The 20,140-nt window shown below is 61.4% G+C and carries 20 protein-coding genes and 1 riboswitch; of the genes, 13 read left to right on the top strand and 7 right to left on the bottom strand.

The genetic code is table 11. The features are described 5' to 3' along the window. Positions 1–27 precede the first annotated feature (27 nt). Complete coding sequence (locus ABIE52_RS32215) at positions 28–354, bottom strand: hypothetical protein (protein ID WP_003941297.1); 327 nt, start codon at positions 352–354, stop codon at positions 28–30. Between the two features lie 574 nt (positions 355–928). On the opposite strand from ABIE52_RS32215, the gene ABIE52_RS32210 reads away from it, so the two are divergent. Then, on the top strand, positions 929–1,198 hold the full coding sequence (locus ABIE52_RS32210) for a GNAT family N-acetyltransferase (protein ID WP_007726096.1): 270 nt from the start codon (positions 929–931) through the stop codon (positions 1,196–1,198). 161 nt (positions 1,199–1,359) lie between these two features. Next, entirely contained in the window at positions 1,360–2,586 is a 1,227-nt protein-coding gene (locus tag ABIE52_RS32205) for an MFS transporter (RefSeq protein WP_039972654.1), read from the top strand. On the opposite strand, the gene ABIE52_RS32200 is transcribed toward ABIE52_RS32205, so the two are convergent. Next, positions 2,579–4,147, bottom strand: coding sequence for a carboxylesterase/lipase family protein (locus tag ABIE52_RS32200; protein ID WP_192713374.1), 1,569 nt, complete (start codon positions 4,145–4,147; stop codon positions 2,579–2,581). The genes ABIE52_RS32205 and ABIE52_RS32200 overlap by 8 nt on opposite strands. Positions 4,148–4,251: 104 nt before the next feature. Then, positions 4,252–4,347: riboswitch (TPP riboswitch) on the top strand. Between ABIE52_RS32200 and ABIE52_RS32195 the strand changes: the two genes are divergently transcribed. The 7 genes from ABIE52_RS32195 to ABIE52_RS32165 all read left to right on the top strand — a co-directional run bounded on the left by ABIE52_RS32195 (position 4,335) and on the right by ABIE52_RS32165 (position 10,743). Then, the gene (locus tag ABIE52_RS32195) at positions 4,335–5,078 is read left to right on the top strand and encodes a TenA family protein (RefSeq protein WP_007726090.1); all 744 of its coding nucleotides are present in this window, start codon (positions 4,335–4,337) and stop codon (positions 5,076–5,078) included. Its footprint overlaps the riboswitch before it by 13 nt. After that, entirely contained in the window at positions 5,078–6,106 is a 1,029-nt protein-coding gene (locus ABIE52_RS32190) for an ABC transporter substrate-binding protein (protein WP_030536827.1), read from the top strand. Before ABIE52_RS32195 ends, ABIE52_RS32190 begins: the two co-directional genes overlap by 1 nt. Next, positions 6,084–6,887: an ABC transporter permease gene (locus ABIE52_RS32185; RefSeq protein WP_003941393.1), complete on the top strand. Its 804-nt coding sequence runs from the start codon at positions 6,084–6,086 to the stop codon at positions 6,885–6,887. The genes ABIE52_RS32190 and ABIE52_RS32185 overlap by 23 nt, the downstream gene beginning before the upstream one ends. Positions 6,888–6,895: 8 nt before the next feature. After that, positions 6,896–7,690: an ABC transporter ATP-binding protein gene (locus ABIE52_RS32180; RefSeq protein ID WP_192713384.1), complete on the top strand. Its 795-nt coding sequence runs from the start codon at positions 6,896–6,898 to the stop codon at positions 7,688–7,690. Between the two features lie 288 nt (positions 7,691–7,978). After that, a complete protein-coding gene (locus tag ABIE52_RS32175; RefSeq protein WP_003941373.1) occupies positions 7,979–8,536 on the top strand; it encodes a LysM peptidoglycan-binding domain-containing protein in 558 nt (185 codons plus the stop codon). 165 nt (positions 8,537–8,701) lie between these two features. Beyond that, positions 8,702–9,184, top strand: a complete 483-nt coding sequence (locus tag ABIE52_RS32170; protein ID WP_003941346.1) for a hypothetical protein — start codon at positions 8,702–8,704, stop codon at positions 9,182–9,184. 212 nt (positions 9,185–9,396) lie between these two features. Continuing rightward, positions 9,397–10,743 carry a T3SS (YopN, CesT) and YbjN peptide-binding chaperone 1 gene (locus tag ABIE52_RS32165; RefSeq protein WP_192713375.1) on the top strand — a complete coding sequence of 449 codons (1,347 nt, stop codon included), beginning with the start codon at positions 9,397–9,399 and terminating at the stop codon, positions 10,741–10,743. Positions 10,744–10,764: 21 nt separating this feature from the next. On the opposite strand, the gene ABIE52_RS32160 is transcribed toward ABIE52_RS32165, so the two are convergent. The 3 genes from ABIE52_RS32160 to ABIE52_RS32150 form a co-directional block, all read right to left on the bottom strand. Next, the gene (locus ABIE52_RS32160) at positions 10,765–12,132 is read right to left on the bottom strand and encodes an acetamidase/formamidase family protein (protein ID WP_192713376.1); all 1,368 of its coding nucleotides are present in this window, start codon (positions 12,130–12,132) and stop codon (positions 10,765–10,767) included. 113 nt (positions 12,133–12,245) lie between these two features. After that, positions 12,246–13,364 carry a methyltransferase gene (locus ABIE52_RS32155; protein WP_192713377.1) on the bottom strand — a complete coding sequence of 373 codons (1,119 nt, stop codon included), beginning with the start codon at positions 13,362–13,364 and terminating at the stop codon, positions 12,246–12,248. Positions 13,365–13,493: 129 nt separating this feature from the next. Then, positions 13,494–14,609: a Glu/Leu/Phe/Val family dehydrogenase gene (locus ABIE52_RS32150; protein ID WP_030536821.1), complete on the bottom strand. Its 1,116-nt coding sequence runs from the start codon at positions 14,607–14,609 to the stop codon at positions 13,494–13,496. Positions 14,610–14,828: 219 nt separating this feature from the next. On the opposite strand from ABIE52_RS32150, the gene ABIE52_RS32145 reads away from it, so the two are divergent. Both ABIE52_RS32145 and ABIE52_RS32140 read left to right on the top strand, forming a co-directional pair. After that, a complete protein-coding gene (locus tag ABIE52_RS32145; RefSeq protein WP_003941343.1) occupies positions 14,829–15,341 on the top strand; it encodes an Lrp/AsnC family transcriptional regulator in 513 nt (170 codons plus the stop codon). A 46-nt stretch (positions 15,342–15,387) separates the two neighbouring features. Beyond that, positions 15,388–15,849, top strand: coding sequence for a 6,7-dimethyl-8-ribityllumazine synthase (locus ABIE52_RS32140; protein WP_007726074.1), 462 nt, complete (start codon positions 15,388–15,390; stop codon positions 15,847–15,849). 56 nt (positions 15,850–15,905) lie between these two features. Here ABIE52_RS32140 and ABIE52_RS32135 read toward each other — a convergent pair whose 3' ends face one another. Next, positions 15,906–16,112 (bottom strand): hypothetical protein, encoded by a 207-nt coding sequence (locus ABIE52_RS32135; RefSeq protein ID WP_270008974.1) that lies wholly within the window; start codon positions 16,110–16,112, stop codon positions 15,906–15,908. A gap of 160 nt (positions 16,113–16,272) precedes the next feature. Then, positions 16,273–16,800 carry a DUF3558 domain-containing protein gene (locus tag ABIE52_RS32130; protein ID WP_270008973.1) on the bottom strand — a complete coding sequence of 176 codons (528 nt, stop codon included), beginning with the start codon at positions 16,798–16,800 and terminating at the stop codon, positions 16,273–16,275. 180 nt (positions 16,801–16,980) lie between these two features. Here ABIE52_RS32130 and ABIE52_RS32125 point away from each other — a divergent pair, with 180 nt between their 5' ends. Both ABIE52_RS32125 and ABIE52_RS32120 read left to right on the top strand, forming a co-directional pair. Further along, complete coding sequence (locus ABIE52_RS32125) at positions 16,981–18,657, top strand: NAD(P)/FAD-dependent oxidoreductase (protein WP_019749255.1); 1,677 nt, start codon at positions 16,981–16,983, stop codon at positions 18,655–18,657. 9 nt (positions 18,658–18,666) lie between these two features. Beyond that, positions 18,667–20,103, top strand: coding sequence for an ATP-binding protein (locus ABIE52_RS32120; RefSeq protein ID WP_192713378.1), 1,437 nt, complete (start codon positions 18,667–18,669; stop codon positions 20,101–20,103). Positions 20,104–20,140: the final 37 nt, after the last annotated feature.

Below are 20,140 nucleotides of genomic sequence, written 5' to 3'. Positions count from 1 at the left end.
CTGAGCAGTCGACTCGGCCCGACCGGATCAGCCGTGCTCTGCCACCGCGGTTCCGGCTGCCGGCGACTGACGCTCGAGCCTCGTCCACGCGATCTCCCAGCGCTTGACAGAGACCTCGTCAGCGTCCTCGAGAAGGGCGTCGAGGAGCAGGCGTGGATTTTCGCGCCATGCCAGTTCAGCGGCATGGACTTCCGCAGCCGAGAACAACCCGGAAGCCTCGAGATCACGAATCCATTCGCAGATCTCGCCTCGGTGAATCCGTGCGATGGTCTCGTATCCCAGACCTTCGTCAAGGAAGTCGTACGAAAAAATTGCGGCAAAGTAACTGTTCGACTCACGCTGCCCGAAAATCATGTGCGTTCCTTCCTCGAAGTTGTCCGACGAAGACTCGAAATCGAACCGTTGAGCAGCGACGCCAAAGTTTTTTTGGCGAAGTTGTAACGCTTCTTCTATCCCCGACGATTCAAACGCTAACCCCCCGAGGGGGTCTTTGGGATCACGTCCGAGAAACGATCTGATGACCAACGCAATACCCCTGGGGTTTCCGGCCACTCGCACCCATCATCGACACGCAACCAGCGCGCCGCTGACCTGCAATTTGCCCGTTTCAGGCCCTCCACTTAATCCATCCGAACAGACGACAAAAAACTTTGTGACCGGTCCCACATATTGGGATAGTTACGATCGTGATGCATATGTATCACCCGTTGTGGGCACAAAAGTACGGGCAAATCGGCACGTACAGACCAGTTTTGTTCGTTCTCCATGGCGACGAAGGTCCCTTGAACGGTCGTCCAGTTGTAGTTGCGCTAAGTAACGGATCCCACGTCGGCAACCGATATTGCGGACGGCCTGCCAGGTAGCGTGCTCCAGAGAACGTAGACGCGGCGCGGCGCAACCGGCCGCCCTTTCGAAACGGAGCCCGAAGATGACCGAGACAGTGGCGCACAATCCCGCGGAAACGCGTTTCGAGATCCGAGTCGACGGCGAACTCGCCGGTTTCGCCGAGTACTCGGACCATTCCGGCGTCCGTGATTTCCACCACACGGTGACCTATCCGCAGTTTCGTGGGCGCGGGCTTGCCGCCATCGTGGTGCGTGAAGCGCTCGATCAGACCCGGAACGAGGGATTGAAGATCCTTCCGACGTGCTCGTACGTCGAGAAGTTTGTTGCGGAGAACCCCGTCTACCAGGCATAACCGAACGAGAACGGCCGGCGAAAAACCAGTCGCGAACCTGCAGACCCCGCTGCTAGCGTCGATGGTGCCGTCGTCGAAATCCTGGGCGGCACCATCTCGGGGAAGGAAAGAACGTGGTCGCCTCAGCAGATCGGCGTCCACCTGCGTCCACGGACGTAGCTATCCCCAGCTATCTCCCTCTCGTACTGGTCAATCTCGCGACGCTGTTCTCGGCGATCGGCAACGGTATCGCCATCGTCGTGCTCCCCTGGCTGGTTCTCGAACGAACCGGTAAGGCTACCGACGCGGCGATAGTTGCCGGCGCAGCAGCCATTCCGCTACTCGTGTCGAGCCTGTTTTCGGGGACATTCGTCGACAAGTTCGGACGCCGTCGAACGTCGATGATTTCCGACGCTCTCTCCGCGATGTCCGTTGCAGCGATTCCGATCATCGCGGCCACCGCGGGCTTGACGATCCCGGTGATCGCGGCGTTGGCCGCACTCGGCGCCGTGTTCGACCCCGCCGGAATGGCGGCGAGGGAGTCCATGCTGCCTGCAGCGACTCGGACCGCCAAGTGGAAGCTCGATCGAACCAACAGTGTGTACGAGGCCAACTTCAACGTCGCGTATCTGATCGGCCCTGGCATCGGCGGTGTCCTCATCGCAACGATCGGAGCGGTGAACACGCTCTGGGTCACGGCGGCAGGTTTTGTGTTCTCGATAGTCGTGGTCGCCTTCATCCGGCTTCCCGGCGCCGGGGTGCCCGAACACGAACACCGTCCGAAATCGATCTGGCACGGCACACTCGACGGTCTTCGGTTCGTCTGGAACAACAAACTGCTGCGCACCCTGGCGCTGATCGACATGGCAGTCGTCGCGCTCTACATGCCTGTGGAGAGTGTCGTGTTCCCGGTGTACTTCACAGAGTTGGATCAACCGGCCCAACTCGGATCGGTGTTGATGGCCTTGGCGATCGGCGGCATCATCGGCTCTCTCGCCTACGCCCCACTGGCGCCGATCATGTCCCGGCGGCTGATCATGATTTTTGCCGTCGCCGTTCTCGGCATAGCGATGCTGGCCATGGCGCTCCTACCTCCACTGTGGGTGATCCTCGTACTTGCCGGACTGCAGGGCCTCGTCTACGGACCGGTCGGCCCGATCGCCAACTACGCCATGCAGACGCACAGCCCGGAGCACATGCGTGGACGCGTCGTCGGTGTCATGACGTCGACGGCCTACGCCGCAGGCCCGCTCGGCTACCTCGCGGTCGGCCCGCTGCTCGATCAACTCGGAATCGCGTCGACCTTTGTGGCCCTGTCGATTCCGATCATCCTGATCGCCGCAGTCTGTGCCTCTCTGCCGGTGCTTCGCGAACTGGATCGTCCGCGGCACTCGACCGACGTCAGTTGAACCCCATCACGTCGTTGCCCCAGGCGACGCGCAATCCGTGATCGGGGTCGCTGACGAGGGTGTCGGCGGAGTCGATCAACAGCGTCGACCGCTTCTCTTCCTCGTACGGCGCCCAGTGCTTCGAGCCGTCGAGGGCCGCCGGCACGGCATGCCTGGCGAAGGCCAACCATCGCCGTTGGATACGGCCGGCCACCTCCATCGCGGCCTTCCGACCGCCGAGCCAGAACGTGGGGTCGACGTTCAGGGTTCCGAAATTGCCGAATACATAAGGTAATTCGGTCGCGTGGCCCGCGCCGATCCGCGCCGCCTTGAGCATCGGCGTCGCGTGATCGAAGCGGTAGACCCATGTAGGGGAATGCCTGCAGTGCGCGTCGGCGATCCAGAGGGTCGGCATGCGAAACGCAGCGTCCCGTGACAGTGCCAGCGCACCACTCGGTTTCGCATGGTCAGGGTAAGCCGACATGATCTCGGCAAGTTTGGTCGCCGAGATGTCGGGGTGATCGTCGGCCAGTAATTGGAGCATTGCCTCGACGGACTGCGCACTCACCGGCATCAGCGGAGACTTCATGAACTTGAAGATCGACGCCTCGTCCTTGTTGGAACCGATGATCAGTGGGATTCGGTGCGCGTAACCCTTCTGGAAAGCCGCAACCGGGTAGTGCGGCACCAGATCGCGATCGACAACGGGTGCCATCGCCAAAGTTCCCGGAATCCGGGTCGGAATTTCGTTGACCAAATCATCGCTTGCCTTGACGAGCAGTTCCAGATCCGTGGTCAGCAGATCGCCTGCGTCTTCGGGGTCGATCGAGAGCAGTTCGAGAAACCGCTCCGCCACGGTCTTGGCGCGCTCGGTCCCGTAGACGGAGGTCGCGGGCGGACTCTGGGCAATCGCACGATGGAACAGACCTTCGGCGCTCGGACAGGTCATGAGCGTCGTGATGGATCCTGCGCCGGAGGACTCCCCGAACACGGTCACCGCACTCGGGTCACCACCGAAGGCGTCGATGTTGTCTCGAACCCATTCGAGTGCCGCAATCTGGTCTCGCAGACCACAGTTCGATTCGAAAACAGTATCCGCGGTGGAGAATGCAGACAGGTCCAGGAATCCGAGTGCGCCGACGCGATAGTTGAAGGAGACGAGAACGACGTCGCCGGTTTCAGCCAGATGACGGCCGTCGTAGATCGTTTGGGCGGCGGATCCGAGGCAGTAGGCGCCGCCGTGAATCCACACCATCACCGGTCGCGGCGTGCCGTCGGGTCGCGGGGCCCAGACGTTGATCGACAGGCAGTCCTCGTCGATTTTGAAGGCCCGATCGATCGGAACCGCCGGACTCTGGCCTTGCGGCGCGATCGGCCCGAACTCACGACAGTCGCGCACCCCGTCCCACGGCTGTGCGGGTTGTGGCGCTCGGAACCTCCGCTCACCCACCGGCGCCGCTGCGTAGGGCATGCCCTTCCACGCGAATACACCGCCATCCGGATACCCGCGGGCTTCTCCGCCTCGCGCCCGGATCACCAGAGTTCCGTCCTCGCCGAGATTTGGTCGAACGTCGGTCTCCATGTCTGAATCCCCTCCCGACCCGCGCGTGTGGCAATCAAGACCAAACCTACCAATCTCGGACGGGTGTGCGCCGAGTACACAACCCCTCGGTGTTAAGGTCGCCTAGTTCTGACACGGGGTGCTCCGCATGGGCGGGGCTGAGAACACACCCGGGAACCTGATCAGGTAATGCTGACGAAGGGATGTCATGGCTACTACGCAGCCTGCATACAATTCTGCCGAAAACTCGGTGGCCACAGCGCCGTCGACGGATCGGTTCACAGATCGACTCTGGGCCGAGACGAAGGCCCTCCGCGAGTCGATCGACTCACTGGAGTTCCTCCGCCGCCTCGGCGACGGAACATTGCCTCTCGACGCGTTCCGCACGTACATCGAGCAGGACAAGCTTTATCTCGAGGGGTATTCGAAAGCGTTGTCGCTGGTCGCGGCCCATGCCCCGGATCCGCAGTCCGCGGGCTTCTGGTCGAATTCCGCGTCCACGGCAGCGACAGTGGAATCTGCGCTTCACGACGGACTTCTCACCGGTGGAATTCTTCCAGCGGGATCGGGAAGGCTCGAGCATTCGCAGGCCTGCCTGGGATACGTCTCGTATCTGACGGCGACTGCAGCAACTGCGCCTTACCCGGTCTCCGCAGCGGCAGTACTCCCCTGCTTCTGGATCTACGCCGAGGTCGGCCGCGATCTTGCCGCTTCAGCGCGCGAGGTACTCGACGCCGATCCGTCGCATCCGTACGCACAGTGGGTCACGACCTACGACGCACCCGAATTCCACGAGTCGGTGGCGCAGGCCCGCGTACTGGTCGATGCTGCGGCCGAAGCTGCCACCGAGACAGAGCGTGAGGCGATGAGTGAAGCATTCCGCATCGCCAGCCGCTATGAGCTGATGTTCTGGGATTCCGCACTCCACCAGCAGCCTTGGCCGGCGTCGTGATGTCGTTTGCGGCGCTGCGCCGCACGCTTGCCACGTCTGCCGCGATCGCAGCCGCGTTCACAGTTCTGACCGGATGCGCCTCTGACACCGGCTCTTCCGACGGGACCATTCGGTTCGCACTCGACTGGACACCGAACACGAACCACACCGGTTTGTACGTAGCACTCCAAGAGGGCTACTTCGAGGACGCCGGCCTGGACGTCTCGATCCTGCCGTACAACAACACCTCGCCCGACACCCTGGTCGATGCCGGCAATGCCGAGTTCGGCATCAGCACACAGAGTCAGGCCACGTTCGCCCGTGCAGCCGGCGCCGCCACGACGTCCGTCATCGCGCCACTTCAGCACCGCGCCACCGGCATCGGCGTGAAGGCGGATCGTGCGGACATCACGCGCCCACGTGATCTCGACGGGAAGACGTACGCCGGGTTCGGCGATCCCGGCGAAGTCGAAACGCTGCAGCAGATCATCCGCAACGACGGCGGGACCGGGAACTTCACGACGGTCACGCTCGGAACTTCCGCGTACGAAGCCGTGTACTCGGGCCAGGCAGACTTCACCGTCTCCTACTTTGCTTGGGAAGGCCTCGAAGCGGAGCGAAACGGAACTCCGATGCGGTACTTCCAGTACACCGATTACGGCTTCCCCGATGCATATTCGATCGTGATCAACGGCAACCAGCAGTGGTTGAAGGACCATCCCGACGAGGCACGCAAGTTCGTCAAAGCCGTTCAACGCGGATATCAGACTGCTGCCGACAACCCGGACCAGGCCGCGCAGGATCTCATCGACGCGAACCCCGGAGCATTCACCGACGAAGACCTCGTGCGTGAGAGTCAGCGGATGCTCGCCGCCGACTACATGAAAGACGCCAACGGTGTTGTGGGCGCCCAGAATCTCGAAACCTGGTCGGGCTACTCGGGATTCCTCTTCGAGAACGGATTGCTCGCCGGACCCGACGGGAAGCCGTTGACCCAGAAGCCGGACTGGTCGGAGTACTTCACCAATGAGTATCTCGACGCGTCCTGACGTGAGCGGACGGTTGGTCTCGACCATGCGGCGGGCGCTTCCCGCGCTCGCCGTGGTGGTGCTCCTCGTGGCGGCGTGGCAGATCTACGTCGAGATCAGTGGGATTCGGCCGCAAGTACTTCCGTCTCCGGGGCGCGTTCTGTCCCAGGGGTGGGACAACCGCGAGATCATCTCCGGCCACGCCTGGTCGACATTGCAGGTCACGTTGGTCGGCTTCACTGTTTCATTGGTATTGGCCTGGATTCTTGCTGTGGTCGTGGACTTTTCGCCGTGGTTGTCACGCGCGCTGGTACCACTTTTTGTCGTCTCGCAGACGCTGCCGATCATCGCCATCGCGCCGCTGATGATCATCTGGTTCGGCTTCGGGCTGTTGCCGAAGGTGTTGGTGATCGCCCTTGCGACGTTCTTCCCCATGACCATCGGACTCATCGAGGGATTTGCCGCGGCCGATCGGGAAGCGGGCGCTCTCCTGCGCAGTATGGGCAGCACTCGCTGGCAGGAGTTCCGATACGTTCGCCTTCCTTCGGCAATTCCGCGATTCTTCACTGCCCTGCGCATCGGCATCACGTATGCGGTCGTGGGTGCGGTGTTCTCCGAATACGTCGGCGCTACTTCCGGTTTGGGTATCTACATGAGCACCCAGAAGAACTCCTTCCGCACCGACCTGGTGTTGGCGGCCGTACTGGTGACCGCGTTGATCAGTGTCACGCTGTACTTGCTGACGTTCGCCATCGAGCGCATCGTTGCACCATGGGCGATGAACGAAAGGTCGCGGACATGACTGACCCGATGGTCGAGGATGCAATGGTCGAAATCCAGGACCTGACCAAGAGGTTCGACACGGCCGGAGAATCGCGTCTCGTGCTCGATTCGGTGTCCTTTGACGCCGACGCGGGCGAATTCGTGTCGGTGATCGGGCCGAGCGGCTGCGGCAAGAGCACGATCTTCAACGTCCTGGCCGGGCTCGAATCCCCGACCGCGGGTTCGGTCCGTGTGGGCACGCGCGCAACGGAATCCGAAGCAGCCGCCGAGGTGCACACCGCGTACATGCCGCAGAAGGATCTTCTGTTCCCTTGGCGCTCGGTACTGGACAACACGGCCCTCGGTTTGGAAGTGCAGGGAGTCGGCAAGAAGGAAGCACGCGAGCGCGCTCGCGAGTTGTTCCCGGCGTTCGGACTGTCCGGATTCGAGGACGCCCGGCCGTCACAGCTGTCCGGCGGCATGCGCCAGCGAGCGGCGATGCTGCGCACCGTTGTTCAGGGCAAACCTGTCCTGCTGCTCGACGAGCCGTTCGGCGCACTGGACTCGTTGACCCGCACCGAGATGCAGGCCTGGCTGCAAGACGTGTGGCAGCAGTACCGGTGGACCGTGCTGATGATCACCCACGATATTCGTGAAGCGATCTATCTGTCCGATCGCGTGGTCGTTCTGTCGGCGAGGCCGGCAACGGTCAGGTGCGTCGTCGACGTTCCCTTGCCGAGGCCACGCGAACTGGACATGATCACCTCGCCCGAGTTCGCCGACGTCGAGCGTGAACTGCTTGCCGTTCTCCACGACGAGACGCGCAAGTCGCTACACCCCTAGCGGTTACTGACAATGCGCTGAGAGCGCGCCGATTTCACCTGCCGTTCAAGAGAAAGTGCATCGCAACGGTGCAACTTCGCGTAGGATGTCGCGGCGCGTTCGCCCAAAACGCCTTAATATCAGCATGATCCGAACGCTCGACACGCAATCCGTCAACGCTGCACAATTCTCTGTACTCTTCGGTAACGTACACTCGGTCGCCTACGAGACCAACGGCCAGAAGGTAACTGGACGGTAAAGCGGAATCGTGGAGGCACAGTCATCGCAACAGATTTGGAAAGGGACAGCGTGAGCACACTGCAGTCAGGTCAGAGCCTCGGAGTCGGCCAGGAACTCAAGTCCGACAACGGCGCATACACCCTCACCTTGCAGGACGACGGCAACCTGGTTCTGTCCGAGGGCGGACAGGCTGTTTGGGCCGCAGGCACCAACGGATCCGGCGCCAACCGCGCCGAGGTGCAGGCTGACGGAAACTTCGTCATCTACAAGGACTCCGACGCCGTGTGGGCATCGCAGACCGCAGGCAACGACGGTGCCTCCCTCTCGGTTCAGGACGATCGCAACGTCGTTCTGTCCGCCGGCGGAAATGCCCTGTGGTCTTCGGACACTGCAATCGCAGCGCCGGCCGCCGAGGCTGCCCCGGAGCCCGCTCCGGCACCCGAGCCCGAGCCTGCCCCCGCCGCTCCGGCAGCGCAGAGCTACACCGTCGAAAGCGGCGACACCCTGTGGGCGATCGCAGAGCGTTTCTACGGTGACGGCAACCAGTACCAGCGCATCGCGGATGCAAACGGCATCCCGAACCCGGATCTCATCAACGCCGGTCAGGTACTGACGATCCCCGCCTGATTCACTGCTTGACCTGGCCCTGGGTGCCGACGTCCGCGTCGACACCCAGGGCCTTTTGTGTTCTACGCCACACAGATTCGCGTCCCGCCCAGCAGGCCCTGATACTCCATTGCGGCATCTTTTCGCCTACAGTACTTCCGTACTGCTCCCGAAGGACAGGTGTGCATGAAAGACAGAACAGTCATGATCGGCGCTGTCGCAGTGGCCGCTCTTTCTCTGACATCAGGCCTCGTTTTCGGCGGAGCAGCCGGCGCATTCGGTGCCGGCGGCCCTGTGGTGAAGCCTCCCACTCTGGTCTCGTCGGTTTCCGTGGAGTCCGTCGCCGGGATCGAACCGGCCGCGTTCTACAGCTCGGTTGCAGTCCCCACGGTTGTCATCCCGCCGACGCCGACCTGGCGAATCGCCGACGAGACGACCGCTCCTCGCAATCAGCCGCTTGTGGTGACCGCGACAAGCACGAGCTCCGCCACCTCGACTACGACGGCCACCAGTACGACAACACCCGTCTCGTCCACCACAACTGCGTCGGCTACCGCGACCTCGTCACCGACCGCGACGGCCACAACCACCAAGACCAGCACCACCCCCGTTGTCACGACCGGGTCCACGCCGCCCGTCGTCGAGGTCTCGCCCGTTCTCGCCGGATAACCCTCGCTCTTTCGCCCGCACACCGCCTGGCGTGACGGCGGTTACAGGCACACTTCAGTCGCCGCTCTCGAATAACCGATCTACCTGCGACTACCTTCCTCGCCGTCACGGTTCGTGGTCCGCTGCAATCCGGTCGACCGGAAAAGGACAGCAGCATTGTCGGAGCCTCGCGATACCGTATAGGTCTGAGCTTTTGCGGAAGGAGGTGGCTGATGAGCGCAATGGGCTTCGATCTCGATGTCAGTGTCGACCGGGCGTGGGCAGAATTTCAACGTCGCCTCGGCGATCACATTTCCATCATGGTCGACGGCGACGTGCTTGCCGTGGAATCGTCCACCGGCGACTTCGATCCAGCTGACGGCGCAGCGCCATGCGTTCAGTTCCTCGTGTGGGACGAGAACACAGTCCGCTGCGAGGTTCCTTCCAACGACTTCCTTCATCCACGCTATCGACTCGAAGATGCCGACGAACAAAAGTTGATCGCACTCGGCTGGAATCCGCCTTCCGAGAATCTCGAGGATCCGAACAACTCCCCCGCCTTCTGCGTCGACAAGGCGCAGAACTGGGCCGATCAGCTTGCAGCGATGACTGTCGCTGCATTCCGTGATGTGTTCGGTGTGCAGCACCCGGCTTTTCTATCCAGCGATCTCACCGGCAACGAGCAGACTCCGGATTTCGATCCGTCGGTCGTCGAGTCGACAGAACTTCCGACCCTCGACCCCACCGCGGCCTACATGCCCAACGACATCGACCATCTCAAGGAGTTGGTCACTCTCGCTTTGCTTCCCATGCTCGGCACTCTTCCCGAGCGAGACAGCGACGGCGACATACCCATTCGTGTCGGTTCGACTGTCATGTTCGTCGGTCCACTTTCCGAGTCTATGGACGTGCAGTTGTTCTCGCCGCTCGTTCAGGACATCAGCAACCGCACCCGTGCAGCCGAGGTCATCGCCGATCTCAACCGCAAATGGTCGCGCATCAAGTTCGTCTTGATCGACGACCGTCTGTCGGTGTTCCTCGAGGTGACGGGTTCGCCATTCGTTCCCAAGCAACTCACCGATACGTGCGCCGCCCTGACGTCGTTCCTGCGTACCGTGGACGACGAGTTCGCCGCACGCGTCGGCGGAGACCTCTTCTTCGCGAACAAGAGCGGTGACTCCTCCTCGCTGCAGCCCGATCTGACGGCCGAGGACCTGCCTCCCGAACTCGAGACCCTGCTGCACCTCGATCTGGACGTGGCCGAGGATCTCGACGCGGTAGCCGATGTCTGTGGTCGTGATCGCGATCTGATTCTTCAGCTCCTCCACATCAGCAACGAATGGCAGATTCAGCTGCGTAGTCAGGCTGTGGACGCCCACAGTCGCGGAGACGCCGAAGAGGCTGCGGGATACGAGGATCAGGTCGGCGGGTGGGAACTCATGGTCGACCGTCTGCGAGGGGCCTTGCGACTGGTGGTCCTACCCAATTCTCGAACCGAGACGCCGGCAAAGCCGCAACCTGAGCAAATGGGCTTGTTTGCCGATCCCTTGCAACAGAGCCTCTTCGACGATCCGTCCTGACAACACGGATCGCCTTTCCCGCTATTCGAAGTGGGATTTGAAAATCTGTCCGTGGACGCCAACGGTTCGATCGACAACCTGCGAGACCGTGAAATCGGCTGCGGCAGAAAGATAGGCGTAGGCCGTCGCTCGATCCATTCCGCGATCATGCTCGAGGAAGTCGAGCGCGTTGACCACCGCGCGCCGCATGGCGCCGTTGAGGTCACTGTTCTGCCCATCGACCGAACCGTTGGGGTCGGACAGGCCGATCGGAATCCAGGCCTCCTCGGTCTCGGCGAACGGGTATCCGAAAGCCACCGATGGAGCGTCACCGGAATCCTTCTTGCACACGCTGAGTCGGAACGTGCCGCGCAGCGATCCTTCCATCGCCGTCAGCGCCGCCTCACCGTCACCCATGGCCATGTGGGGGTCACCGACGTAGAAGAGGGCGCCTTCAGCGAATACCGGCAAATAGAAGGTTGATCCGACACCGAGATGCCTGATGTCGATGTTTCCGCCGCCCAGGGTCGGAGGAATGGAGTTCGACGACGGGGATGTCGGGTCTGCATCCACAGAATATGCAACTCCCATCATTCCCATGAAGGGCCGCAGGGGAAACCGCACCTTCGACTGTCCGAAAGGCATCACACCCTTGCCGTCTTCGATCGCCGTGAAAGTGGAAACACCGCCGTACTTCAACGGGTCCTTTGTTGCGCGCCCGTCTGTGGCGACCGGCGGCATGACTTCGTCCAGAGTGATTCCCGCTGGAGCGGTTCCGTCTGCTGTGATGGCGAGAGCGCCCTTGCCGTGTCTGCTCGACACAACGCCGTACGGCACGCGGGGAATGGCTTCGAGAGTCTCGATCTTGAGTACGTCTCCGGGCTGGGCGCCTTCGACGAAGACCGGGCCGGTGACGACGTGCGGTCCGTCCTTGTCGAAGTTTCGTTCGGTTCGGTTGTATTCGGCCGCAACGGCAATCGCATCCTCGAGCACGTCCTTCTCGGAAACGCCTTTGCTACCGAAGTATTCGAGAGGATTGCGCCCTTGATCCTCGAGAATTCCCTCGTGCGAGAGGGCGTCGATCGTGACGGTCTGGCCCGACTTCATCCGCATCACTTCGCGGGTATGGATGTTGGGCACATAACCCCACATGACGTCCGACGGATCCGAACTCAGATAGTGATCGCCACTGACGTTTCCGCTGCCCGGTTGCAAAATCGGAATGCCATCGGCGAACGGCAGTGCAGAGGAGGACGATCCAGCCGGTGACGCGTTCGAGTGCGCGCATCCCGAAGCCACACCGGCAACTCCTACGCCCGCACCGAGGGCAGCGACTGCCCTCATGAATCCGCGTCGGCCAAGACCTTTCGTCAGGTCTTCGGCTGCGTTGCGGGCAAGAGTGTATTCCATCGAGATTCCTCCGGAGTGCGTGACGATGTGCGACTGCGAAGAAAGCTAGACCCGATTTGTTACTCGTTCATTACCATTTCATGGCAGGAAAATACCGTTGACTGAGAATGAATTCAGCGACGGCGAAGCCGCCACAGCGACGTCGTCTCTCGTGCCCGGGCAGCGTGAAGCGCATCGGTTCGGTCACTGACCTTTGCGTGCGTCGGTTTGACGTCCATGCGATCGACAACAGTGAGCCCACCGGCCGCAATCAGGTCGTGTAGTTCGGATCGCGTTCGGAGACCGAGGTGTTCGGCAATGTCCGAGAGGATCAGCCACGCCTCTCCCCCGTCGTCCAGATGCGCTGCGACACCAGTCAGGAAGCCCTTCAGCATCGCTCCAGCAGGGTCGTAGACGGCGTACTCGATGGGCGAGGTGGCCTTGGCCGGAATCCAGGGAGGATTGCAGACCACCAACGGAGCGGTGCCTTCGGGGAAGAGGTCTGCTTCCACCACGTTCACCTGATCGCCGTAGCCAAGCCGCGACAGGTTGGTGCGCGCGCATTGCAATGCCCGGGGGTCCTGGTCGGTGGCCGTCACTGTCTGAACTCCACGCCGCGCCAGGACGGCAGCAAGAACGCCGGTACCTGTTCCGATATCGAAAGCAGATTCCGTCGACGGTAGCGGAGCAGACGCGACAAGATCGACGTACTCCCCGCGGACGGGTGAGAACACTCCGAAGGCGGGATGCACTCGTGCGTCGAGAGCCTCGATGAAAACACCTTTGCGGTGCCACTCGTGAGCGCCGATCGCGCCGAGGATGTCACGCAACGAGCGAACCGAAGGCTCACCGGTAATCCCGAAAGCCTCGGTCAACGCTACTTGCGCGCCCGGGGCTCGCCGGAGTGGAATCGACAGATCTGCATCCAAGGGAATGAGCAGCATGCCGAGGATCTGCGCGCGGCGTCCTTGGGTCTGCCGGTGGAGATGAAAGGCTTTGGCGGGATCGTCGGAGGCTCGGCGCGGTTTGCGGTCGATGCGCGACGCGACGGCCTTCGACAGTTGGCGAGCGTTCTGAAAATCTCCGCGCCACAACAACGCCGTGCCTTCGCATGCCAAGCGATAGGCGTCGTCGGCCTTCATCGTGTCGTCGGCGACGACGATGCGCTTGGGCGCCGGGGCGTTGCTCGTCGAACCCCAACGGGCCGATTGCTCGGCGTCGTTCTCGGTCCACACAGCGAATTGTTCAGTCATGTAAGCCCTTCCGGCGTCCGACGCATAGCGGCCGGTCTACCGGCTGATGTGGTCCAGATCTGCAAAATCTGCTCGTCTGGTGTCCACACTAGTCGGGACCGGCCGCGCTACATGACTGCGAGAGGGATGTCAGCCCTTGGCTACGCGAGCTGCCTCGGCGATCCGAGCCTCGGCGACCGCGTCAGCAGCCTCGCCGGCGAGGATTCCGTCCTTCTTCGACTTCGCGAAGATCTCGGTGACAGTGTCGAAGATCTTCTCGACCTTGAGCTTGACCTCTTCGGCCGAGTTGCCCTTCAGCTCGCCGGCGACCTGGATGAGGCCGCCGCCGTTCGCCACGTAGTCAGGGGTCCAGGTGATGCCGCGGTCGCGGAGGATGTTCTCGACCTCGGGGACGGTGAGCTGGTTGTTGGCAGCGCCGCAGACAACCTCGGCCTTGATCGAGCGTGCGGTCGTGTCTGTGAGGGTTGCGCCCATCGCGCAGGGTGCGTAAACGTCGAGATCGGCGTCGATGATGCTGTCGACGATGCTCACCTGCGGGAAGTCAGCCTTGACACGGTCGAGCGCTGCGGCGTTGACGTCGGTCGCGAGAACGGTTGCGCCGTCTGCGAGGAGGAGCTTGATCAGCTCGTAGCCGACCTTGCCTGTGCCTTCGACACCAACAGTCTTGCCTGCGAGCGACGGAGTGCCCCAATGCGACTGTGCCGCGGCGCGCATCGACTGGAATACGCCGAGGGCCGTCATCGGAGCGCTGTCGCCGGAACCGCCGACCGTGGCGTTGCGGCCGACGACGTAGTCGGTGTTACGACCGATGATGTCGAGATCGTTGGAGTTGGTTCCGACGTCACCAGCGGTGATGTAGCGGCCGCCGAGGGTCTGGACGAATTTTGCGTAGGCGCCGAGCAATTCGTCGGTCTTGGCCGTTGCGGGGTCGCCGATGATGACAGCCTTGCCGCCGCCGAGGTCGACGCCGGCAACCGCAGCCTTGTAGGTCATGCCGCGCGAGAGGCGCAAAACGTCTGTGACTGCGGCGGATTCGTCGGAGTACGGGTAGAAGCGCGTTCCGCCGAGCGCGGGACCGAGCGTCGTGGAGTGGATGGCGACGATGGCCTTGAGGCCGCTCGCGGGATCCTGGAAGAAGCTCACCTGCTCGTGGGGGTAATCGCGCAGGTAGTCGGCGCGATCGAACACGCCCGCAGTGTCGTCATGGGAAACAACGGAGTTCACGGGCTCGGCGGTGAGAGTCATTGTGGGATAGACCTTTCCGAAGGATAAACGGGGCGCAGTCGAAATATTGGGACGAATTGGCCATTGGGTACTATTAGAGACAAATAACCCAAAGAGAATCCCGCTGAGCAATTCGTGGAACCAATGCTCTGCCTGAGTTACGATTTGGTCAATGCAAATCTCTTGAACTAGTCAATTCGATCATCCAGTGACTCATATCACTGAGGAGAGGTTCACAAAGTGCTCAGCATCGACAAGCTCGACGTCCAGTTGCTCGGACTGCTCAGCAAGGACTCGAGGATGAGTGTGGCCGAGTTGGCCAACTCGTTGGGCGTCGCCCGCAACACCGTCCAGTCGCGAATGAAGCGCATGGAATCCAACGGACTTCTCACCGGGTTTCGGCCGAATCTCAATCTCCCCGAGGTCGGTATCCCGATTCAGGCATTTGTCGGTCTGGAACTCGAGCAGGGCAAGATCAGCGCAGTCGCTCGGAGTCTGACCGAGTTGCCCGAGGTGATCGAAATTCACGCCACGACCGGTCGCGAGGATTTGCTCGTTCGCGTCGCCACCTCGACGCACGCGGCCCTGCAGAAGTTGGCCGAGCAGATCGTGTCACTTCCAGGCGTCACGCATTCGACCACGACCATCGCTCTGACCAATCCCCTTCCGTATCGAATTCAGCCTCTCCTCGAGCACCTCACCAATGACGCCGGCTGGGGTCGTTCGACCGCCTTCCCCCGTCAGCAGGACTAGGACGGGTGGTCGCGTCGATGCTTCCCAGTGCGCTAGTTTCATGGTTATGAGTGAGATCCAGGGACAGCGCATCGCGTTCATTCAGGCGACGTGGCATCGCAACATCGTCGACCGTGCACGCGACGGATTCACCGACGCGATCGTCGAGCTCGGCTACCCCAAGGACACGGTTGATTTCTTCGAGGTACCGGGAGCTTTCGAGATCCCGCTGCATGCTCGGCGGTTGGCCAAGACCGGCCGCTACCAGGCCATCGTTGCCGCAGGTCTGGTCGTCGACGGCGGTATCTACCGGCATGACTTCGTGGCGACGGCTGTCATCGACGGTCTGATGCGCGTGCAGCTCGACACCGACGTTCCGGTTTTCTCGGTGGTCTTGACGCCGCATCACTTCCACGAGCACGCCGAGCACGTCGACTACTTCAGCACGCATTTCGTGAAGAAGGGCGCCGAGGCTGCTCGCGCGGTCGACGCCACCGTCAAGTCGTTGAAGGCCCTGCCCACCAACTAGTCGTTACCCAAGTCTCGCTGAGTCGAATGCCATCGACTCAGCGAGATTTTTTGTGTCTATCGAGGGGTGTCGACGCTTGCCAGTGCGGAGACATTCGAGTCGTCGACTTCGCCGTAGCGGTCGACGCATTGCTGGAAGAAGTCCCGCATCTCGGTGACCACCTGGATGTGGCTGTTCAATGACTTCTCCAACGAATCTTCACCATCCTTAGCTTTCTTGGAGAACTTCTCGGCCAGGTTGATTCCAGATTGGAGCGTTCCCATTCCAGAAACATTCGCAATCACGAACAGATTTCTGCGCATCTGATCGAGTTCGCCAAGAAACCCTTCGCATGCCGCAACCACATCACGTGCGATGTCTGGCTCAACTTCCAGTCGCGAGTCGTCAGACCCATTGCTTCGATCAGACCCACTCACCGAGACCTCATTTCGGTAGCGTCGGTTCAAGATTGACCGACAGACGCTGCACAACAACACAACTGGACTCTTGCCGAGCCTCAGACAGCTTTCGTTCTACGTTGAACCAGATTGAGCCGTGTTCGACCGAGAAAGCAAGGTAGCAACCATTGTTGTCCTCGTTGTCGACGCGCTGATACTCGATACCACGCCGCCCACCGACAGTGAGTTCCTCGAACCCTCGGAAATCAGGATTCCGTCGAACATCGTCGACGGTGTACGACGATGAATACACGGTCAAGAAATACCAGGACCCGCTCCACCCACAGATCTTCCATCCTGGCTGCTCCACGCCCGCCGCACCAGCTTCCTCGGTAGCCGGATCAAGCCCCACTTCTTCCAACACCGAGTCCGGAATGTCCTTGCACGGATCGAACAATCCCTCTTGGCCGGATGCAGGCTCAGCCGCCCCCTCCACGACTGAGCTGCATCCTGCCGCAGCCCACACCAACACCCCAGCCATGAGCAGTCGCCCAACCCCCACCGACCCCCGCATGACACCCCCTGTTGATGTGGACCCACTGTATTGGATGCACCGGAGGCTCGATCGGTTCCCGCAATCACGAAATTCCCAGTTCAGGTTCGCCGGTTCACTCAGAGCGCATCTTCAGCGATTGACGCTCAGCTCAGCAGTCGCATACTGGAGAGGTTGACTACGACTTCGGGAAGGCACCGAGTGAGCGCACCGAAAGCCCCGGCCAAACCAGCGATCCTCAGCGTCGACGACGATCCTGGTGTTTCGCGTGCCGTCGTTCGAGACCTTCGCAAACGGTACGGAGAGAAGTACCGAATCATTCGTGCGGAGTCCGGCGACCAGGCTCTCGAAACCTTGCGTGAAATGAAACTTCGCGGCGATGCAGTCGCTGTGATCGTCGCCGATTACCGCATGCCCGGTTTGAGTGGAATCGAGTTCCTCGAACAGGCAATGGACCTGTATCCCGTAGCTCGTCGCGTTCTCCTCACCGCGTACGCCGATACTGATGCTGCGATCGACGCCATCAACGTAGTCGACCTCGACCACTACCTCCTCAAGCCTTGGGATCCGCCGGAAGAGAAGCTGTACCCCGTCATCGATGCGCTGCTCGATGCCTGGGCAAGTTCGAGTCATCACCCCGCCGAGGAAACCAAGGTGATCGGCCATCGTTGGTCCGAGCGATCATCCGACGTCCGAGAGTTCTTGGCACGCAACCAACTTGCCTATCGCTGGTACATGTCAGACGAGCCGGAAGGCCAACGACTGCTCTCGGCTGCCGGTACCGACGAACTGCGGCTTCCCGTCGTCATCGCATCCAATGGGGATGTCCTTGTCGAGCCCACTGACGCCGAACTCGCCGACAAACTCGGGTTGAGTACCACCCTCTCCGAAGACTTTTACGATCTCGTTGTCATCGGCGGCGGCCCTGCGGGTCTGGGCGCTGCTCTGTACGGCGCTTCGGAGGGACTTCGGACGGTCCTCATCGAACGGCGGGCGACTGGCGGTCAGGCCGGCCAGAGTTCACGAATCGAGAACTACCTCGGCTTCCCCGACGGAGTGTCCGGCGCACAGTTGGCCGATCGGGCGAGGCGCCAGGCAACCAAGTTCGGCGCCGAGGTCATCACCGCGCGAGACGTCACCGGTTTGGAAATCAACGGCTCGGCCCGCACAGTGCGTTTCGACGACGGTTCGTCGGTCGACGCCCATTCGGTCATCTTGGCGACCGGTGTTTCCTATCGCCAGCTTTCGGCGCCGGGACTCGATACATACACCGGCCGAGGGGTCTACTACGGATCGGCCGTCACCGAAGCCGCTCGGTGCAGCGAGCAGGATGTGTACATAGTCGGCGGCGCCAATTCGGCAGGGCAAGCTGCGGTCTATCTCTCCCGCGGAGCTAGGTCCGTCACCATTCTCATTCGCGGCAACTCGCTCGAAGCCTCGATGTCCTACTACCTGATTCAGCAGATCGAAAAGAATCCGAAGATCACCGTGCGCACGTGCACGGAGGTAGTCGGCGCTGAGGGTGACGATCACCTCGAACGAATTACACTGCGTAACAGAGCCACCGGAGAAGAAGACACTGTCGATGCTCAGTGGTTGTTCATCTTCATCGGTGCCGCTCCCCTGACCGACTGGCTCGGAGACGTGGTGGTCCGCGACGGAAATGGCTTCGTTCTTGCCGGCCCGGACCTTCCGTCCGAAGGCGTCACACCGGACGGGTGGCCGCTCGACCGCGCACCACATCATCTCGAAACCAGTGTCCCCGGAGTGTTTGTCGCCGGGGACGTACACGCCGAATCGGCCAAACGCGTCGCGTCGGCCGTCGGAGAGGGCGCGATGGCCGTGATGTTCGTCCACCGCTATCTCGCTCAACAATAGGGAGATTCGATGTCCATTCCTGAATGCAGCCCAGACTTGCTCCGCACCCTGTTCCTGTTCGAGAAGCTCACCGACGATCAGCTCGAATCACTCTGCCAGGTAGGCCATATCACCGAAATCGATCGAGGTCAGGTCTACCTCGAAGGTGAGCCTGCCACCTGCTTCTACGTCCTCATCGAGGGCGAGGTGGTGCTGTCCAAGCTGTCGGGCGGCGAAGACATCGAGATCAACAGGACCACCCAGCGCGGCGTCTACTCGGGAGGATGGACGGCGTATCTCGGCGATCGGGTACCGCAGGTGTACGCCGGTTCGATGCGGGTGACGACGCCCTCGACGTTTTTCGTCCTGGACGCCGACAAATTCGGCAATGCGATGCGCGAGTGGTTTCCGATGGCGGTTCATCTACTCGAAGGTGTTTTCTTCGGCAAGAAGAACACCCAGCAGATCATCGACCAACGAGAACGGCTATTGGCGCTTGGATCACTGTCGGCGGGATTGACTCACGAGCTCAACAACCCTGCAGCTGCGGCGGTTCGAGCGACGGCGTCGTTGCGTGAGCGTGTCGCAGGCATGCGCCACAAACTGGGAATGGTTGCATCGGGCACCTACGACCGCGATGCCCTCGTCACTCTCATGCGACTTCAAGAGGAAGTTGCAGAGGTTGTCGCCAAGGCGCCGACGCTCACTCCCCTCGAAGCCTCGGATCGAGAGGATTCGTTGGGTGAATGGTTCGAGGATCATTCGATTCGAGAAGGTTGGGACCTGGCTCCGACCTTCGTGCAGGCTGGACTCGACACCGCTTGGCTCGAGAACGTTGCTGCAGCCGTTGACGAGTCCGTACTCGAAGGCGCAATTCGCTGGCTGAATTACACCATCGAATCCGAACTCCTGATGAACGAGATCGCCGACTCCACAACGAGGATCTCGACGCTCGTCGGTGCGGCCAAACAGTATTCACAGATGGACCGCGCTCCCTTCCAGACCATCGATGTCCACGAATTGCTCGACAGCACGTTGATCATGTTGGGGCAAAAGATCGGAAGCGGAATCGAAGTCGTCAAGGAGTACGACCTTGCGTTGCCTCCGATCGACGCCTACGCCGCCGAACTCAATCAGGTGTGGACCAACCTGATCGACAATGCGGTGTCTGCCATGGACGGATCGGGAACACTCACCGTTCGGACAAGCCGCGATGGCGACCGCGTGTGCATCGAGATCTGCGACACCGGCGCCGGGATTCCCGATGACGTCATCGACAGGATCTTCGAACCCTTCTTCACGACTAAGCCTGTCGGTGAGGGAACCGGTCTCGGCCTTGATATTTCGTGGCGAATTGTGGTTGGCAAGCATCGTGGTGAGCTGCGGGTCACGTCTGAGCCCGGTAACACCCGGTTCAGAGTTTTGTTGCCAATCGCGGGCCCACCGCGGGACACGCGCGACGACTAGTCGCCCTTGCACGGCCGGTAGGCAAAGCGCACGATGA

It is taken from the genome of Rhodococcus sp. OAS809, from assembly GCF_040546695.1.
In the GTDB taxonomy this organism is placed as follows: Bacteria; Actinomycetota; Actinomycetes; order Mycobacteriales; family Mycobacteriaceae; genus Rhodococcus_F; species Rhodococcus_F qingshengii.
Note: the sequence above shows the minus strand (reverse complement) of the source record. Positions and strands in the feature narration are given on the sequence as shown.

Excerpts from the sequence above, each read along its gene's own strand:
- ABIE52_RS32215 (WP_003941297.1), bottom strand. The coding sequence starts at position 354 with ATGATTTTCGGGCAGCGTGAGTCGAACAGTTACTTTGCCGCAATTTTT.
- ABIE52_RS32210 (WP_007726096.1), top strand. The coding sequence starts at position 929 with ATGACCGAGACAGTGGCGCACAATCCCGCGGAAACGCGTTTCGAGATC.
- ABIE52_RS32200 (WP_192713374.1), bottom strand. The coding sequence starts at position 4,147 with ATGGAGACCGACGTTCGACCAAATCTCGGCGAGGACGGAACTCTGGTG.
- ABIE52_RS32195 (WP_007726090.1), top strand. The coding sequence starts at position 4,335 with ATGGCTACTACGCAGCCTGCATACAATTCTGCCGAAAACTCGGTGGCC.
- ABIE52_RS32190 (WP_030536827.1), top strand. The coding sequence starts at position 5,078 with ATGTCGTTTGCGGCGCTGCGCCGCACGCTTGCCACGTCTGCCGCGATC.
- ABIE52_RS32185 (WP_003941393.1), top strand. The coding sequence starts at position 6,084 with ATGAGTATCTCGACGCGTCCTGACGTGAGCGGACGGTTGGTCTCGACC.
- ABIE52_RS32180 (WP_192713384.1), top strand. The coding sequence starts at position 6,896 with ATGGTCGAGGATGCAATGGTCGAAATCCAGGACCTGACCAAGAGGTTC.
- ABIE52_RS32170 (WP_003941346.1), top strand. The coding sequence starts at position 8,702 with ATGAAAGACAGAACAGTCATGATCGGCGCTGTCGCAGTGGCCGCTCTT.
- ABIE52_RS32165 (WP_192713375.1), top strand. The coding sequence starts at position 9,397 with ATGAGCGCAATGGGCTTCGATCTCGATGTCAGTGTCGACCGGGCGTGG.
- ABIE52_RS32160 (WP_192713376.1), bottom strand. The coding sequence starts at position 12,132 with ATGGAATACACTCTTGCCCGCAACGCAGCCGAAGACCTGACGAAAGGT.
- ABIE52_RS32155 (WP_192713377.1), bottom strand. The coding sequence starts at position 13,364 with ATGACTGAACAATTCGCTGTGTGGACCGAGAACGACGCCGAGCAATCG.
- ABIE52_RS32150 (WP_030536821.1), bottom strand. The coding sequence starts at position 14,609 with ATGACTCTCACCGCCGAGCCCGTGAACTCCGTTGTTTCCCATGACGAC.
- ABIE52_RS32140 (WP_007726074.1), top strand. The coding sequence starts at position 15,388 with ATGAGTGAGATCCAGGGACAGCGCATCGCGTTCATTCAGGCGACGTGG.
- ABIE52_RS32135 (WP_270008974.1), bottom strand. The coding sequence starts at position 16,112 with ATGGGAACGCTCCAATCTGGAATCAACCTGGCCGAGAAGTTCTCCAAG.
- ABIE52_RS32130 (WP_270008973.1), bottom strand. The coding sequence starts at position 16,800 with ATGCGGGGGTCGGTGGGGGTTGGGCGACTGCTCATGGCTGGGGTGTTG.
- ABIE52_RS32120 (WP_192713378.1), top strand. The coding sequence starts at position 18,667 with ATGTCCATTCCTGAATGCAGCCCAGACTTGCTCCGCACCCTGTTCCTG.